The 16,575-nt window shown below is 53.6% G+C and carries 10 protein-coding genes; 7 read left to right on the top strand and 3 right to left on the bottom strand.

The window, feature by feature from the left end:
* Nucleotides 1-29: 29 nt before the first annotated feature.
* From cydC to trxB, 3 genes are all read right to left on the bottom strand, one after another.
* The gene (gene cydC, locus OGX94_RS08930) at nucleotides 30-1,751 is read right to left on the bottom strand and encodes a heme ABC transporter ATP-binding protein/permease CydC (protein WP_257661533.1); all 1,722 of its coding nucleotides are present in this window, start codon (nucleotides 1,749-1,751) and stop codon (nucleotides 30-32) included.
* Nucleotides 1,752-3,518, bottom strand: coding sequence for a heme ABC transporter permease/ATP-binding protein CydD (gene cydD, locus OGX94_RS08925; RefSeq protein ID WP_003831887.1), 1,767 nt, complete (start codon nucleotides 3,516-3,518; stop codon nucleotides 1,752-1,754).
* Between the two features lie 114 nt (nucleotides 3,519-3,632).
* Nucleotides 3,633-4,601, bottom strand: a complete 969-nt coding sequence (gene trxB, locus OGX94_RS08920; protein ID WP_003831889.1) for a thioredoxin-disulfide reductase — start codon at nucleotides 4,599-4,601, stop codon at nucleotides 3,633-3,635.
* A gap of 547 nt (nucleotides 4,602-5,148) precedes the next feature.
* Here trxB and lrp point away from each other — a divergent pair.
* The 7 genes from lrp to dmsB all read left to right on the top strand — a co-directional run bounded on the left by lrp (nucleotide 5,149) and on the right by dmsB (nucleotide 16,574).
* Nucleotides 5,149-5,643: a leucine-responsive transcriptional regulator Lrp gene (gene lrp, locus OGX94_RS08915; RefSeq protein ID WP_002439523.1), complete on the top strand. Its 495-nt coding sequence runs from the start codon at nucleotides 5,149-5,151 to the stop codon at nucleotides 5,641-5,643.
* 134 nt (nucleotides 5,644-5,777) lie between these two features.
* Entirely contained in the window at nucleotides 5,778-9,803 is a 4,026-nt protein-coding gene (ftsK, locus tag OGX94_RS08910; protein ID WP_257661534.1) for a DNA translocase FtsK, read from the top strand.
* Nucleotides 9,804-9,914: 111 nt separating this feature from the next.
* Nucleotides 9,915-10,526: an outer membrane lipoprotein periplasmic chaperone LolA gene (gene lolA / locus OGX94_RS08905; protein ID WP_003831898.1), complete on the top strand. Its 612-nt coding sequence runs from the start codon at nucleotides 9,915-9,917 to the stop codon at nucleotides 10,524-10,526.
* A 10-nt stretch (nucleotides 10,527-10,536) separates the two neighbouring features.
* Nucleotides 10,537-11,880: a replication-associated recombination protein RarA gene (rarA, locus tag OGX94_RS08900; protein ID WP_286569063.1), complete on the top strand. Its 1,344-nt coding sequence runs from the start codon at nucleotides 10,537-10,539 to the stop codon at nucleotides 11,878-11,880.
* 92 nt (nucleotides 11,881-11,972) lie between these two features.
* Nucleotides 11,973-13,265 (top strand): serine--tRNA ligase, encoded by a 1,293-nt coding sequence (gene serS, locus OGX94_RS08895; protein ID WP_003831902.1) that lies wholly within the window; start codon nucleotides 11,973-11,975, stop codon nucleotides 13,263-13,265.
* A 236-nt stretch (nucleotides 13,266-13,501) separates the two neighbouring features.
* On the top strand, nucleotides 13,502-15,946 hold the full coding sequence (dmsA, locus tag OGX94_RS08890) for a dimethylsulfoxide reductase subunit A (RefSeq protein ID WP_257661535.1): 2,445 nt from the start codon (nucleotides 13,502-13,504) through the stop codon (nucleotides 15,944-15,946).
* Nucleotides 15,947-15,956: 10 nt separating this feature from the next.
* A complete protein-coding gene (gene dmsB / locus OGX94_RS08885) occupies nucleotides 15,957-16,574 on the top strand; it encodes a dimethylsulfoxide reductase iron-sulfur subunit DmsB (RefSeq protein ID WP_003831905.1) in 618 nt (205 codons plus the stop codon).
* The last annotated feature ends 1 nt before the right edge of the window (nucleotide 16,575 follow it).

Here is a 16,575-nt window from a genome sequence, read left to right as displayed (position 1 = left end):
CTACGCGAGTTTGATCGTTCAATAATAGCTTACAGACGTTGCTTAAACTGGTAATAACGCCCCTGCCGGGCTAACAAATCTGCGTGATTACCTTGCTCAATAATGTGTCCGTTGTCCATCACTATTATTTGATCAAAACGTGACAAGCCGCGCAGACGATGTGTCACCATCAGTACGGTTTTATCGCGCATGACATCGCCAATTAATTCAAGCATTTGGCTTTCTGTTGTGGCATCAAGCCCTTCGGTCGGTTCATCCAGCAGCATCAGTGGGGCATCGTGCAATAAGGCGCGGGCAATAGCCAGACGACGGAGTTCGCCGCCAGAAAGCTGACGACCGCCTTCGCCTAACCAGGCATTGAGTCCATCACCCTCTAGCAGTTTGTCCAGACCGACGCGGCACAGCATTGCGGATAATGTGTCATCACTGGCGTGCGGTGCTGCCAGCAGCAGGTTATCACGCAGCGTCGCGCTGAACAGGTGCACGCGCTGTGGCACGACGCTGATGCTCTGGCGCAGCGTGGCTTCACTGAGGGCTGAAATCGGCTGCTCATTAATCAGAATTTCGCCGTGCTGCGGATCCCATGCGCGGGTCAGCAATTGTAGTAACGTTGACTTACCGCAGCCGGTGCGACCGAGAATCGCAATGTGTTCACCGGGCTGAGCCTGCAGCGAAAGGGTGTCGAGCGCTTTTTGTGCTTGCCCCGGATAGCTGAATGAAACATCGCGTAGCGTGAGAGTGACCTGCTCAGAAACTGGAGAACTGGCATCCGGGAAGGTGACTTCTGGCTGCTGTTCGGTCAGTTCGGTGATGCGCAGCGCAGAGGCAATAACCTGTCCGAGATGCTGAAACGCGCCGGTGACGGGTGCTAATGTTTCAAACGCGGCCAGCGCACAGAAGACAAACAGCGCGATCAGCGCGCCAGGCTGGGTATTGCCACCCACGCCGCCGGAGGCCATCCATAACATCACAACCACTGCCAGTGCGCCGACTAACAGCATGACCGCCTGCGATAGCGCCGTTAATTCAGACTGACGTCGTTGGGCTTCATGCCACTGCAACTCGGTGGCTTCCATTTGGGCGCGGTAACGTTCACTGGCGCCAAAGATGGTCAGTTCAGCCTGGCCCTGCAGCCAGGATGTTAACTGCTGACGATACTGCCCACGTAAATGCGTCAAGCTTTGCCCGGTGCTTTTACCTGCCTGATAAAAGAGTGGGGGCAGGATAAATAAGGTCAGCAGCATAATACCGCCGAGAGTGATAGCCAGCGTGAAATCGAGAACGCTTAGCCCCAGCGTGACCACCATGATGACGACAAAAGCGCCCACAAGCGGGGAGAGCACGCGCAAATAGAGATGATCGAGCGTGTCGACATCTGCCACTACTCGGTTAAGCAATTCACCTTGTCCATAACGGGACAGGCCAGCAGGGGAGAGCGGCAGCAGTTTGCTGAAGGTATAAATACGCAAATGTTGCAGCACGCGGAACGTCGCATCGTGGCTGACCAGCCGCTCGAAATAGCGGCCCGCGGTTCGGGTGATTGCCGCACCGCGTACCCCGGCAGCAGGGAGCATATAGTTAAAACTGTAAATTCCGGTGACACCCACCACAGCAGAAGCCGACAGGAACCAGCCGGAAAGCGTCAGCAAACCAATACTTGCCAGCAGTGTGACGATCGCCAGAACGATCCCCAGGGTTAACATCCATTTGTGACGTTTATACAGCGTCAGATAAGGTAGCAAAGCGCGCATTTAGATGTCCTCCTGACGATGTGCCAGTAATGTCGCAAACGCCCCGTTGGCTGCGCTAAGTTCGGCATAAGTGCCTTGTTCAACGATCTGTCCGTCCTGCATCACCCAGATAACGTCCCAGTCGGCAAGATCTTCAAGTTGGTGTGTCACCATCAGCGTGGTCTGGCGGCGTGACGCTGCTTTCAACGCCTGCATCACGCGTTGTTCGCTGTGTGCATCAAGGCTGGCGGCGGGCTCGTCAAGCAGCAACAACTGACATGGATTGAGTAAGGCGCGAGCCACGGCAACGCGCTGCGCTTGTCCGACAGAAAGTCGAGCAGCCTGATCGCCTACTGGTGTATCCACACCCTGTGGCAGAAGTGGTAAAAACTCACTGACCCAGGCGCTGTCGAGTGCGGCCTGCAGCTGTTCTTCGCTGGCATCGGGGCGAGCGAGCAGCACGTTATCGCGCAACGTGGCGGCAGGGAGCTGCGGATTTTGTCCAACCCAGGACAGCTGTTTGCGCCAGCAATCAGGCGACAGGTCGCGCAGCTCAAAGCCGTTAATCCGCAGCGAACCCTGATAAGAGAGAAAACCGGACAGGACATTGAGCAACGAACTTTTGCCGGAACCGCTGCGGCCAACCAGCACCGCGCGTTGGCCCGCTGGCAGGGTAAAGTTGAGCGGACCTGCAAGCACTTTACCTTCCGGCGAGGTGATGACCAGATCTTCTGCTTCAATTGAAACTGCGTCTTTTGTTGTCAGCTCAATATCGCCACGCTCAGGATGTGCAAGCGGGGTTTCCATGAAGGTTTTCAGACTATCCGCGGCACCAACGGCTTGCGCTTTGGCGTGATAAAACGTGCCCAGATCGCGCAGGGGCTGGAAAAATTCCGGCGCCAGAATGAGCGCGAGGAAGCCAGCAGCCAATGTGACGCCTGTCCCGTAGTGACCAAAATCGAGTTCACCGAGGTAGGAAAAACCGAAGTAAACCGCGACCAGTGCGATGGACAGGGAGGTAAAGAACTCAAGGACACCGGATGACAGAAACGCCAGACGCAGGACTTCCATGGTGCGCTGGCGGAAATCTTGTGACGCTGCGCGGATGCTTTCTGTTTCAGCTTCACCGCGACCAAAGATTCTTAGCGTCTCCATACCCCGCAGGCGATCGAGAAAATGGCCACTGAGGCGAGCAAGAGCCTGAAAATTGCGGCGGTTAGCGTCGGCTGCACCCATACCAACCATCGCCATAAACAACGGGATCAGCGGGGCAGTTCCAAGCAGAATAAGGGCGGCTACCCAGTTTGACGGGAATACCGCTGCCACGATCAATAAGGGGACGCATACGGCCAGCGCCATTTGCGGCAGATAACGTGCATAGTAATCATGCATGTCATCAATCTGTTCCAGGATTAGCGTAGCCCAGCTCCCGGCTGGTTTGCCTTGTATCCAGGCGGGACCTGCTTGTTGCAGACGGTCAAGTACCTGGCGGCGAATCTCAAAGCGGATATGTTGGCCAGCATGAAACCCGACGCGTTCGCGTAACCAGACGACCCATGCTCGCAGGATGAAAATCAATACCAGCACAATGAAAGGGAGCAGAAGCGCCTCTCTGGGGATATTGTCCATGATCATATGGTCGAGAATTCGGGCCATGAGCCAGGCCTGAGCGACAATTAACAGGCCGCTCACGAACCCCAACAGGCGTGAAATGTTCAGCCATCGTTGGGAAATTACACTTTGCTGTTTTAACCAGCGGGTCAGCTCTTTTTGACGGGTTTTATTCATTGCACGCTTAGCAGGTGAGTTATTGGAATTTTTGGGCAGGACAATGTTACAACGAGGCAAAAATAAAGGCGACTTATAGTCGCCTTTTTTACTTTTGTTACTGATTTGTAAAACTTATTTGCAAGCGTCTGCCAGACCGTCGAGATAACGCTCTGCGTCAAGCGCAGCCATGCAACCGGTGCCTGCTGAAGTGATCGCCTGGCGATAAATATGGTCCATCACGTCACCGGCGGCGAATACACCCGGAATGCTGGTTTGGGTGGCGTTACCATGAATACCGGACTGAACTTTGATGTAGCCATTTTCCAGTTCAAGCTGACCGTCGAAAATGGCGGTATTCGGGCTGTGACCGATAGCGACAAACAGCCCTGCAACGTCAAGTGACTCGACGTTGTCAGTGTTTTGCGTATCGCGCAGGCGCAGTCCGGTTACGCCCATTTGATCGCCGGTCACTTCTTCCAGTGTGCGGTGGGTATGCAGCACGATGTTGCCGTTTTCGACTTTATCCATCAAACGCTTGATCAGGATTTTCTCGGCGCGGAAGCTGTCGCGACGGTGAATCAAATGCACTTCAGATGCGATATTCGCCAGGTACAGCGCTTCTTCAACAGCAGTGTTGCCGCCGCCGATCACCGCAACTTTTTGATTACGGTAGAAGAAACCGTCGCAGGTCGCGCAGGCGGAAACGCCACGGCCTTTGAAGGCTTCTTCTGAAGGCAGACCCAGGTAGCGTGCTGACGCACCGGTGGCGATGATCAGTGCGTCACAGGTGTATTCACCGCTGTCGCCGGTCAGACGGAAAGGGCGGTTTTGCAGATCAACTTTGCTGATATGATCAAAAATAATTTCAGTTTCAAATTTGGTCGCATGTTCGTGCATGCGTTCCATCAGCAATGGGCCTGTGAGATCGTGCGGATCGCCAGGCCAGTTCTCCACTTCTGTTGTTGTGGTCAACTGACCACCTTTTTCCATACCGGTAATCAGTACCGGTTGCAGGTTCGCGCGTGCAGCGTAGACCGCAGCGGTATACCCCGCAGGGCCAGAGCCCAGAATAAGAAGTTTACTGTGTTTGGTTGCGCCCATGAGATCCTCATAGTTGTTAGCAGGCAATGAGCAGGATTGTAGGGAATTTACAGGCGTAAAAAAAGAGTATGGCGATTTTGTTAACAATATGTGTAATAGCGGGAACCGATGAACGGCAGAATTAGTCGTAATACTATAACGATTTCTACTTAAATTCGGTCAGTTATAAGGTGATAAAATGACGATTTTCCATCACTGCGAATGAATAACTGGCATGTTGTACTAAAAATCGATGTTTTGCTTTGACAATCCCCTGCTGTTTTGCGAAAACATTCAAGGAAGAAAAAAACTGTGTCATGTATGTGCTGCATAATCATGCATGTAGATACCATGTTTACCGTGTTAGCGAAATCTACGCATGGTGTGGACAGATGCCATTCGTGATGTCGATAGCCGCCGACAGGCAACGGTCTTCTCACCATAAACCCAGACATTGCGAACCGAAAATCCCTCTGGGTTGCGGTTTATCTTGATGGGTAGCGACTCTGAACAGTGATGTTGGTAGAGTCAGGCAGGAGTAGGGAAGGAATACAGAGAGACAATAATAATGGTAGATAGTAAGAAGCGCCCTGGCAAAGATCTCGACCGTATCGATCGTAACATTCTTAATGAGCTGCAAAAGGATGGGCGTATTTCTAACGTCGAGCTTTCTAAACGTGTGGGACTTTCACCAACGCCCTGCCTTGAGCGTGTGCGTCGGTTGGAAAGACAGGGTTTCATTCAGGGCTATACAGCGCTGTTAAACCCACATTATCTGGATGCATCACTTCTGGTTTTTGTTGAGATTACTCTGAATCGTGGCGCCCCGGATGTGTTTGAACAATTTAACTCTGCGGTACAAAAACTTGAAGAAATTCAAGAGTGTCATTTGGTTTCCGGTGATTTCGACTATTTGCTGAAAACACGCGTACCGGATATGTCAGCATACCGTAAGCTGTTGGGGGAAACCCTGCTGCGTCTGCCTGGCGTGAATGACACACGTACTTATGTAGTAATGGAAGAAGTCAAACAGAGCAATCGTCTGGTAATTAAGACGCGCTAACACGGAACAGGTGCAAAATCGACGCAGTTTGATTACACTCCTGTTAATCCATACAGCAACAGTGCCGGGGCAACCCGGTGCTGTTGTCCGTTTTAGCATCGGGCAGGAAAAGCCCGAAACCTGGAGAGCCGTTTTTGAGCCAGGAATACACTGAAGACAAAGACGTCACATTGACGAAGTTAAGCAGCGGGCGCCGACTTCTGGAAGCGCTACTGATCCTTATTGCCCTTTTTGCCGTCTGGTTGATGGCTGCCTTACTCAGCTTTAACCCTTCGGATCCCAGTTGGTCGCAAACCGCGTGGCATGAGCCTATCCATAATCTGGGCGGAATACCTGGAGCATGGCTGGCGGACACGCTGTTCTTTATTTTTGGCGTCATGGCCTACACTATCCCCGTCATCATTGTCGGTGGCTGCTGGTTTGCCTGGCGACATCAGGCCAGCGACGAATACGTCGATTATTTTGCCGTCTCGCTGCGCATTATTGGCGTTCTGGCGCTGATTCTCACTTCCTGCGGGTTGGCCGCAATTAACGCCGATGACATCTGGTATTTCGCCTCTGGCGGCGTGATCGGCAGTCTGCTCAGCACCACGCTACAACCATTGCTGCACAGCAGCGGCGGCACGCTGACGTTGTTGTGCATTTGGGCTGCGGGATTAACGCTGTTCACCGGTTGGTCATGGGTGAGCATTGCGGAAAAACTGGGCGGCTGGTTACTCAATATCCTGACGTTTGCCAGCAACCGTACCCGCCGCGACGATACTTGGGTCGATGACGAAGAGTATGAAGACGAAGAAGAGTCTGTCGACGCCGCTGATGGCAAACCCCATGAATCGCGCCGAGCTCGTATCCTGCGCGGTGCGTTAGCGCGCCGTAAACGTCTGGCTGAGAAATTTACCAACCCGCTTGGTCGTCATACCGATGCGGCGCTGTTCTCCGGCAAACGCATGGATGATGAAGACGAAATTGAATACAGCGCCCGTGGCGTGGTTGCCGATCCTAATGATGTGCTGTTTTCCGGTAATCGCGCGACGCTGCCTGAATATGACGAACTTGATCCGCTCCTTAACGGCCACTCGGTGACCGAGCCTGTAGCTGCAGCAGCTGCAGCTACAACGGCCGCTCAGGCCTGGAGCGCACCGGTTGATCCGTTGCTGCAAACGTCTCCCGTGACCAACACTGTTATGGAGCAACCGGTCCCAACTGTGGCCTGGCAACCCGTGCCTGGCCCGCAAACCGGTGATGCCGCGATTGCACCAGCGCCTGAAGGTTATCCGCAGCCAGCCCAGTACGCGCAACCTCCGGTGCAGCAGCCGTATGAGCCATGGCAACAACCGGTTGTGGAGCAGAGTCCGCAGCCGCAATATTACGCACAGCAGCCCGTTGAACCTGTTTATACGCAGCCTGTCGCGCCGCAGCCGGAACCTGTTTATCAGCCGGAGCCCGTGCTGCAACCTGTCTATCAACAGGATCCGACCTCTCAACAGAGCGCCGCATTCCAGCAGCCTGGTTATCAGCCGGAGCCTGTGCAGCAACCTGTTTATCAGCAGGATCCAACTTTTCAACAGAGCACTACGTTCCAGCAGCCTGTGGTTGAACAACCAACAGTGGTGGAACCTGAGCCGGTGGTTGAAGAAGTTAAACCGACTCGTCCGCCGCTCTATTACTTTGAAGAAGTCGAAGAGAAACGTGCGCGTGAGCGTGAGCAACTGGCCGCATGGTATCAACCGATCCCAGAACCTGCTCAGGAGCCTGAGCGTGTTAAGCCGTCTACGCCGTCTATGCCGACGACTGCATCCATACCGCCCGTTGAATCTGTTGCTGCCGTTGCACCGCTGGCCGCTGGCGTAAAAAGCGCCGCGTTAGGGGCGAGTGCCGCTGCCGCAGCACCTGTCTTTAGCCTTGCAGGCAGCGGTACGCCGCGTCCGCAGGTGAAAGAGGGCATTGGCCCGCAGTTGCCGCGTCCGAATCGTGTGCGCGTGCCTACTCGTCGTGAGCTGGCTTCATATGGCATAAAACTGCCGTCACAGCGTATGGCTGAAGAGAAAGCGCGCGAAGAGCAGCTTGATACAGATGCGTACAGTGACGATGAAATGGATGCAATGCAGCAGGACGAGCTGGCACGTCAGTTCGCTCAGTCGCAGCAGCATCGTTATGGCGAAGAGTATCAGGACGATACCCACCAGACTGATGACGAAGATTCAGCCGCAGAAGCGGAGCTTGCTCGCCAGTTTGCGTCTTCTCAGCAGCAGCGTTATTCCGGTGAACAGCCTGCCGGAGCGAATCCATTCTCCCTCGATGACTTTGAATTTTCGCCAATGAAAACGCTGGTGGATGAGGGGCCGCATGAGCCGCTGTTTACGCCTGGCGTAATGCCGGAGCCCGCGCCGCAGTACCAGGAACCAGTTGCGCCGCAGCAGCATTATCAGCAACCGGCGCAGCCAGTTGCACCGCAGCAGCACTATCAGCAACCGACACAGCCAGTTGCATCGCAGCAGCACTACCAGCAACCGGTGCAGCCAGTTGCATCGCAGCAGCATTATCAACAGCCAGCGCAGCCAGTTGCACCGCAGCAGCATTATCAGCAGCCAGCGCGGCCTGTTACACCGCCGCCGCAGGATAGTCTGATCCATCCGCTGCTGATGCGTAATGGGGATAGTCGTCCGGCGCACCGTCCAAGCACGCCGCTGCCATCGTTAGATCTGCTCACGCCGCCGCCGAGCGAAGTTGAGCCGATAGATACGTTCGCACTAGAACAAATGGCACGTCTGGTGGAAGCGCGTCTGGCGGATTTCCGCATTAAAGCCGATGTGGTGAACTACTCTCCTGGCCCGGTGATTACCCGCTTTGAGCTTAATCTGGCTCCAGGGGTTAAAGCGGCGCGTATTTCTAACCTGTCACGAGATCTGGCGCGTTCATTGTCGACCGCGGCGGTACGTGTGGTCGAGGTTATTCCAGGCAAACCGTATGTTGGACTGGAGTTACCGAACAAAAAACGTCAAACCGTTTATCTGCGTGAAGTACTGGATAACGCTAAATTCCGTGATAACTCATCTCCGCTGACTGTGGTGCTGGGCAAAGATATTGCAGGCGAACCGGTGGTGGCCGATCTGGCTAAAATGCCGCACCTGCTGGTGGCAGGGACAACCGGTTCCGGTAAGTCTGTTGGGGTGAACGCCATGATCCTCAGCATGCTGTACAAAGCGCAGCCGGAAGACGTTCGCTTTATCATGATTGACCCGAAAATGCTGGAACTTTCTGTTTATGAAGGTATTCCACATCTGCTGACTGAAGTTGTGACCGACATGAAAGATGCCGCCAATGCCTTGCGTTGGAGCGTAAATGAAATGGAACGTCGCTACAAACTGATGTCGGCGCTTGGCGTGCGTAACCTTGCCGGTTATAACGATAAGATTGCTGAAGCCGCCCGTATGGGACGTCCGATTCCAGACCCATACTGGAAGCCGGGCGACAGCATGGATGTTCAGCATCCGGTGCTGGAAAAACTGCCGTATATCGTGGTGTTGGTGGATGAATTCGCTGACCTGATGATGACCGTTGGCAAAAAGGTGGAAGAACTGATCGCTCGTCTGGCGCAAAAAGCGCGTGCGGCGGGGATCCATCTGGTGCTGGCAACCCAGCGACCATCAGTTGACGTTATCACCGGTCTGATTAAAGCGAACATCCCGACGCGTATCGCCTTTACAGTGTCCAGTAAAATTGACTCGCGTACCATCCTTGACCAGGGCGGCGCGGAATCGCTGTTGGGTATGGGTGACATGCTTTATTCTGCACCAAACTCGACGATCCCTGTACGTGTACACGGCGCCTTTGTACGCGATGAAGAAGTTCACGCGGTAGTTCAAGACTGGAAAGCGCGCGGCCGTCCACAATACATTGATGGCATTACCTCTGACAGCGAAAGCGAAGGCGGCGGTGGCGGCTTTGATGGTGGAGAAGAACTGGATCCGCTGTTCGATCAGGCGGTGAACTTTGTTACTCAGAAACGCAAAGCCTCAATCTCCGGCGTCCAGCGTCAGTTCCGTATCGGTTACAACCGAGCGGCGCGCATCATCGAACAGATGGAAGCGCAGGGAATAGTCAGCGAACAAGGGCATAATGGTAATCGTGAAGTGCTGGCTCCGCCGCCCTTCGAATGATTGCAAAGTTAAGTAATTCAGTATTTTCTACTTTCCTCATGCTGATTTTTGGCCTGAAATGGATAGCAGAGGGATCTCCCCGTTGGGAGTGACGTATTTTGAGGAATAACGATGAAAAGAATCGCAATCACCTGTGCATTACTGTCTAGCTTTGTGGTGAGCAGCGTCTGGGCTGACGCTGCCAGCGACCTGAAAAGCCGTCTGGATAAAGTCAGTAGCTTCCATGCCAGCTTTACTCAGAAGGTCACGGACGGTAGCGGCGCGGCGGTGCAGGAAGGTCAGGGCGACTTATGGGTTAAACGCCCTAATCTGTTTAACTGGCATATGACGCAGCCTGACGAGAGCATCCTGGTTTCCGATGGTAAAACGCTGTGGTTCTTTAACCCGTTTGTTGAGCAGGCGACTGCGACCTGGTTGAAAGACGCCACGGGTAACACGCCGTTTATGCTGATTGCGCGTAACCAGGCCAGCGACTGGCAACAGTACAACATTAAGCAAAACGGCGACGATTTCGTGCTGACGCCAAAAACCAGCAGCGGTAACCTGAAGCAGTTTACTATCAATGTTGGGCGGGACGGGACGATCCACCAGTTTAGTGCCGTTGAGCAAGACGATCAGCGCAGCAGCTATCAGCTGAAATCCCAGCAAAATGGTGCGATTGAACCTTCGAAATTTACCTTTACCCCGCCGCAAGGTGTAACGGTTGACGATCAACGTAAGTAGAGGCGTGTGAGTGAGCAATCTGTCGCTCGACTTTTCTGATAATACCTTTCAGCCACTGGCCGCACGTATGCGGCCAGAAAATTTAGCGCAGTACATCGGCCAGCAGCATCTGCTGGCTGCGGGTAAACCCTTGCCGCGCGCCATCGAGGCCGGGCACCTGCACTCCATGATTTTATGGGGGCCGCCGGGGACGGGGAAAACCACGCTAGCCGAAGTTATTGCCCGTTACGCCAACGCCGATGTTGAACGAATTTCGGCGGTTACGTCTGGCGTAAAAGAAATTCGTGAAGCGATTGAGCGTGCGCGTCAGAATCGTAACGCAGGTCGACGTACCATCCTGTTCGTGGACGAAGTTCACCGTTTTAATAAAAGCCAGCAGGATGCGTTTTTACCGCATATTGAAGACGGTACCATCACGTTTATTGGCGCCACCACAGAAAACCCCTCGTTTGAACTGAACTCGGCACTGCTGTCGCGTGCGCGTGTTTATTTACTGAAGTCGTTAACCACCGACGATATTGAACAGGTGCTGGACCAGGCGATGTCAGACAAAACCCGTGGTTACGGCGGCCAGGATATCGTACTGCCGCCAGAGACGCGTCGGGCGATTGCTGAACTGGTGAATGGCGACGCGCGGCGAGCGCTGAATACGCTGGAAATGATGGCCGATATGGCCGAAGTTGATGATTCTGGCAAGCGCGTATTGAAGGCCAAGTTGCTCACTGAAATTGCCGGTGAACGCAGCGCGCGTTTCGATAATAAAGGCGATCGCTTTTACAATCTCATCTCCGCATTACACAAATCGGTTCGCGGCAGCGCCCCGGATGCGGCACTTTATTGGTATGCGCGCATCATTAGTGCAGGTGGTGATCCGCTGTATGTTGCTCGTCGCTGTCTGGCAATTGCCTCTGAAGATGTGGGCAATGCCGATCCTCGCGCCATGCAGGTGGCAATTTCCGCATGGGACTGCTTTACCCGAGTGGGACCCGCGGAAGGTGAACGAGCGATTGCTCAGGCGATTGTTTATCTGGCCTGCGCGCCGAAAAGTAATGCGGTTTACACCGCCTTCAAAGCCGCGCTGGCTGATGCCCGCGAACGTCCGGATTACGACGTGCCGGTCCATCTGCGCAATGCGCCAACTAAGCTGATGAAAGAAATGGGCTATGGTCAGGAGTATCGTTACGCCCATGATGAACCAAATGCCTATGCCGCCGGAGAAGAGTACTTCCCGCAGGAAATGGCACAAACGCGCTATTATCACCCCACAAACAGAGGTCTTGAAGGCAAGATTGGCGAAAAGCTCGCCTGGCTCGCCGGACAGGATCAAAATAGCCCTATAAAACGCTACCGTTAGTGTTATCGTTGCGGTAATGTTGTCTCTGTATCCCTGTGACCGCAGGCTGTGGTCACTTTCTCCTATTTTAATTCGATAAGCACAGGATAAGCATGCTCGATCCCAATCTGCTGCGTAATGAGCCAGACGCAGTCGCAGAAAAACTGGCAAGCCGGGGCTTTAAGCTGGATGTAGATAAGCTGCGCGCTCTTGAAGAGCGTCGTAAAGTTCTGCAGGTACAAACTGAAAACCTGCAGGCAGAGCGTAACTCTCGATCGAAATCCATCGGCCAGGCAAAAGCGCGCGGGGAAGATATCGAGTCTTTACGTCTGGAAGTGAACAAACTGGGCGAAGAGCTGGATGCCGCGAAAGCTGAACTTGATACCTTACAGGCCGAGATCCGCGACATTGCGCTGACCATTCCTAACCTGCCAGCGGACGACGTTCCGGTGGGTAAAGATGAAAATGACAACGTTGAAGTCAGCCGTTGGGGTACTCCGCGTGAGTTTGATTTCGAAGTGCGCGATCACGTTACCTTGGGTGAAATGCACACGGGTCTTGATTTTGCCGCTGCGGTTAAGCTGACCGGCTCTCGTTTCGTCGTGATGAAAGGGCAGATCGCGCGCATGCACCGTGCGCTGTCTCAGTTCATGCTGGATCTGCATACCGAGCAGCATGGTTACAGCGAAAACTACGTTCCGTATCTGGTTAACCATGACACGCTGTACGGAACAGGGCAACTGCCGAAATTTGCTGGCGATCTGTTCCACACCCGTCCGCTGGATGAAGAAGCTGACAGCAGCAACTATGCGCTGATCCCAACGGCAGAAGTTCCGCTGACCAACCTGGTTCGCGACGAAATCATTGACGAAGATGCGCTGCCGATCAAAATGACCGCGCATACGCCGTGCTTCCGTTCTGAAGCAGGTTCTTACGGTCGTGATACCCGTGGTCTGATCCGTATGCACCAGTTCGATAAAGTTGAAATGGTGCAGATCGTTCGCCCGGAAGACTCTATGGACGCGCTGGAAGAAATGACCGGCCATGCCGAGAAGGTTCTTCAGCTGCTGGGCCTGCCGTACCGTAAGATCATCCTGTGCACAGGCGACATGGGCTTTGGCGCATGCAAAACGTACGATCTGGAAGTGTGGATCCCGGCGCAGAACACCTATCGCGAAATCTCCTCTTGCTCCAACGTGTGGGATTTCCAGGCTCGCCGTATGCAGGCGCGTTGCCGCAGCAAATCCGACAAAAAGACCCGTTTAGTACATACGCTGAACGGTTCCGGTCTGGCGGTTGGACGTACGCTGGTTGCGGTGATGGAAAACTATCAGCAGGCTGATGGCCGTATTCAGGTTCCGGAAGTGTTACGCCCGTACATGAATGGCCTGGAATTTATCGGCTAAGCTACCTTTCTTTGCTAAAAAAGCGCCTTAGGGCGCTTTTTTTATGCCCGTTTGACGTCGGACAATAACGCCTACCTCCATAGGAGTAATACTGCCTTCGAATGAAAGTCAGTATTTATCTCTGTCTTTTCGCAAATTCGGTATCTACCAGTCTGTATATCGACATATACGATATATAAAAATCTACATAACGAGTATTTCTCTTTTGTTTATTGTGAGCAGCAGAGTGAGCCACTATGAAAACTAAGATCCCCGATGCCATGCTGGCAGCTGAGGTTAGTCGCCGAGGTTTGGTGAAAACGACGGCGATAGGCGGACTGGCGGCGGCCAGTAGCGCGTTTACCCTGCCATTTACCCGTATTGCAAATGCTGCAGAAGCCCTTAATCCGACACAGGCCAATGAGAAAGTCATATGGAGCGCGTGTACGGTGAACTGTGGTAGCCGCTGTCCTCTGCGTATGCACGTGGTAGACGGTGAAATAAAGTATGTTGAAACCGACAACACCGGTGATGACAACTATGACGGCTTGCACCAGGTACGCGCCTGTCTGCGTGGTCGCTCCATGCGTCGTCGCGTTTATAATCCCGACCGTCTGAAATACCCGATGAAACGCGTCGGTAAACGTGGTGAAGGGAAATTTGAGCGCATCAGCTGGGATGAAGCCTACGACATCATTGCCAGCAATATGCAGCGTCTTATCAAAGACTACGGCAACGAGTCTATCTACCTGAACTACGGCACAGGTACGCTGGGCGGCACCCTGACACGCTCCTGGCCGCCAGGCAAAACACTGGTGGCACGGTTGATGAACTGCTGTGGCGGCTACCTGAACCACTACGGTGACTACTCTTCAGCGCAAATCGCTGCCGGGTTGAACTACACATACGGCGGCTGGGCAGACGGTAACAGCCCGTCCGACATTGAAAACAGCAAGCTGGTGGTTCTGTTCGGGAATAACCCAGGTGAAACCCGTATGAGCGGGGGTGGGGTAACCTATTACCTTGAACAGGCGCGACAAAAATCCAATGCCCGCATGATTATTATCGATCCTCGCTACACGGATACCGGCGCGGGTCGTGAAGATGAATGGATCCCGATCCGCCCAGGTACCGATGCGGCGCTGGTTAATGGTCTGGCGTATGTGCTGATCACCGAAAACATGATCGATCAACCGTTCCTTGATAAATACTGCGTGGGTTACGACGAGAAAACCTTACCGGCCGACGCACCGAAAAACGGTCACTATAAGGCGTATATTCTTGGGCAGGGCAAAGACGGTATCGCCAAGACCCCGGAATGGGCAGCGCAAATTACCGGTATTCCTGCTGATCGAATCGTCAAACTGGCCCGTGAAATCGGTAGCGCTAAACCGGCATATATCAGTCAGGGGTGGGGACCGCAGCGTCATGCTAACGGTGAAATAGCGACCCGTGCCATTTCTATGCTGGCAATCCTTACCGGTAACGTTGGGATTAACGGCGGCAACAGCGGGGCGCGTGAGGGCTCATACAGTTTGCCGTTTGAACGTATGCCTACGCTGGAAAACCCAGTCGAAACCAGCATCTCTATGTTTATGTGGACGGACGCCATTGAGCGAGGTCCGGAGATGACGGCGCTGCGTGACGGTGTTCGTGGTAAAGATAAACTCGATGTTCCGATTAAGATGATCTGGAACTATGCCGGTAACTGTCTGATTAACCAGCACTCTGATATCAACCGCACACATAAAATCCTACAGGATGATAAGAAGTGCGAGATGATCGTTGTTATCGACTGTCATATGACCTCCTCGGCGAAATACGCGGATATTTTGCTGCCGGACTGCACCGCTTCGGAGCAGATGGACTTCGCACTGGATGCCTCCTGCGGAAATATGTCGTATGTGATTTTCACCGATCAGGCGATCAAACCACGCTTCGAATGCAAGACTATCTACCAGATGACCAGTGAGCTGGCGAAACGCCTTGGTGTTGAGCAGCAGTTTACAGAAGGTCGTACTCAGGAAGAGTGGATGCGTCATCTGTACGAGCAGTCGCGAAAAGCCATTCCTGAACTGCCAACGTTTGAAGAATTCCGCAAGCAGGGGATCTTTAAACAGCGCGACCCACAGGGACATCACGTGGCCTACAAGGCGTTCCGTGAGGATCCTAACGCCAATCCGCTGACCACGCCGTCAGGTAAGATCGAAATTTATTCGCAGCAGCTTGCCGAGATCGCGTCAACCTGGGAACTGCCGGAAGGTGATGTGATTGATCCACTGCCGATTTATACCCCAGGCTTTGAGAGCTTAAACGATCCGCTGGTGGAGAAATTCCCTCTGCAGTTGACCGGCTTCCACTATAAGTCTCGCGTCCACTCGACCTATGGCAACGTGGATGTTCTGAAAGCATCCTGCCGTCAGGAAATGTGGATCAACCCGATGGATGCACAGCGACGCGGCATTAACAACGGCGACAAGGTGCGCATCTTTAACGATCGTGGTGAAGTGCACATCGAGGCGAAAGTAACGCCGCGTATGATGCCTGGCGTGGTGGCATTGGGCGAAGGGGCGTGGTATGACCCGGACGCAAAACGCGTGGACCAGGGCGGTTGTATTAACGTCCTGACGACCCAGCGTCCGTCTCCTCTCGCGAAGGGGAACCCATCACACACGAACCTTGTTCAGGTTGAAAAGGTGTAAGGAGTAACCGATGACAACCCAGTATGGATTTTTTATTGATTCCAGCCGTTGCACCGGTTGCAAAACCTGCGAACTGGCGTGCAAAGATTTCAAAAATTTAACCCCTGAAGTCAGCTTTCGCCGCATTTATGAGTACGCGGGCGGTGACTGGCAGGAAGACAACGGCGTCTGGCATCAGAACGTCTTTGCCTATTACCTCTCCATTGCGTGTAACCACTGTGAAGACCCGGCCTGTACCAAAGTGTGTCCGAGCGGTGCGATGCACAAACGTGAAGATGGCTTTGTCGTTGTCGATGAAGATGTGTGCATCGGCTGTCGCTATTGCCACATGGCCTGTCCTTACGGCGCACCACAGTATAATGCTGACAAAGGACATATGACCAAATGCGATGGTTGCCATGAGCGCGTCGCTGAAGGTAAGAAACCTATTTGCGTCGAGTCCTGTCCACTGCGTGCGCTGGATTTTGGCCCAATTGATGAACTGCGCAAAAAACACGGTACTTTGGCTGCGGTTGCGCCATTGCCGGGCGCGCACTTTACCAAACCGAGCATTGTTATCAAACCTAACGCCAATAGCCGCCCGACCGGCGATACCACAGGTTATCTGGCTAATCCGAAGGAGGTGTAAG

The sequence above is a fragment of the Citrobacter sp. Cpo037 genome, from assembly GCF_030332945.1.
Taxonomy (GTDB): domain Bacteria; phylum Pseudomonadota; class Gammaproteobacteria; order Enterobacterales; family Enterobacteriaceae; genus Citrobacter; species Citrobacter portucalensis.
The sequence above is the reverse complement of the archived record's forward strand: the minus strand, read 5'-3'. Positions and strand labels throughout refer to the sequence as shown.

Bases quoted from the DNA above. Each gene is read 5' to 3' on its own strand.
- trxB (WP_003831889.1), bottom strand. From the start codon at position 4,601: ATGGGCGCAACCAAACACAGTAAACTTCTTATTCTGGGCTCTGGCCCT.
- dmsA (WP_257661535.1), top strand. From the start codon at position 13,502: ATGAAAACTAAGATCCCCGATGCCATGCTGGCAGCTGAGGTTAGTCGC.
- dmsB (WP_003831905.1), top strand. From the start codon at position 15,957: ATGACAACCCAGTATGGATTTTTTATTGATTCCAGCCGTTGCACCGGT.
- serS (WP_003831902.1), top strand. From the start codon at position 11,973: ATGCTCGATCCCAATCTGCTGCGTAATGAGCCAGACGCAGTCGCAGAA.
- cydC (WP_257661533.1), bottom strand. From the start codon at position 1,751: ATGCGCGCTTTGCTACCTTATCTGACGCTGTATAAACGTCACAAATGG.
- lrp (WP_002439523.1), top strand. From the start codon at position 5,149: ATGGTAGATAGTAAGAAGCGCCCTGGCAAAGATCTCGACCGTATCGAT.
- lolA (WP_003831898.1), top strand. From the start codon at position 9,915: ATGAAAAGAATCGCAATCACCTGTGCATTACTGTCTAGCTTTGTGGTG.
- cydD (WP_003831887.1), bottom strand. From the start codon at position 3,518: ATGAATAAAACCCGTCAAAAAGAGCTGACCCGCTGGTTAAAACAGCAA.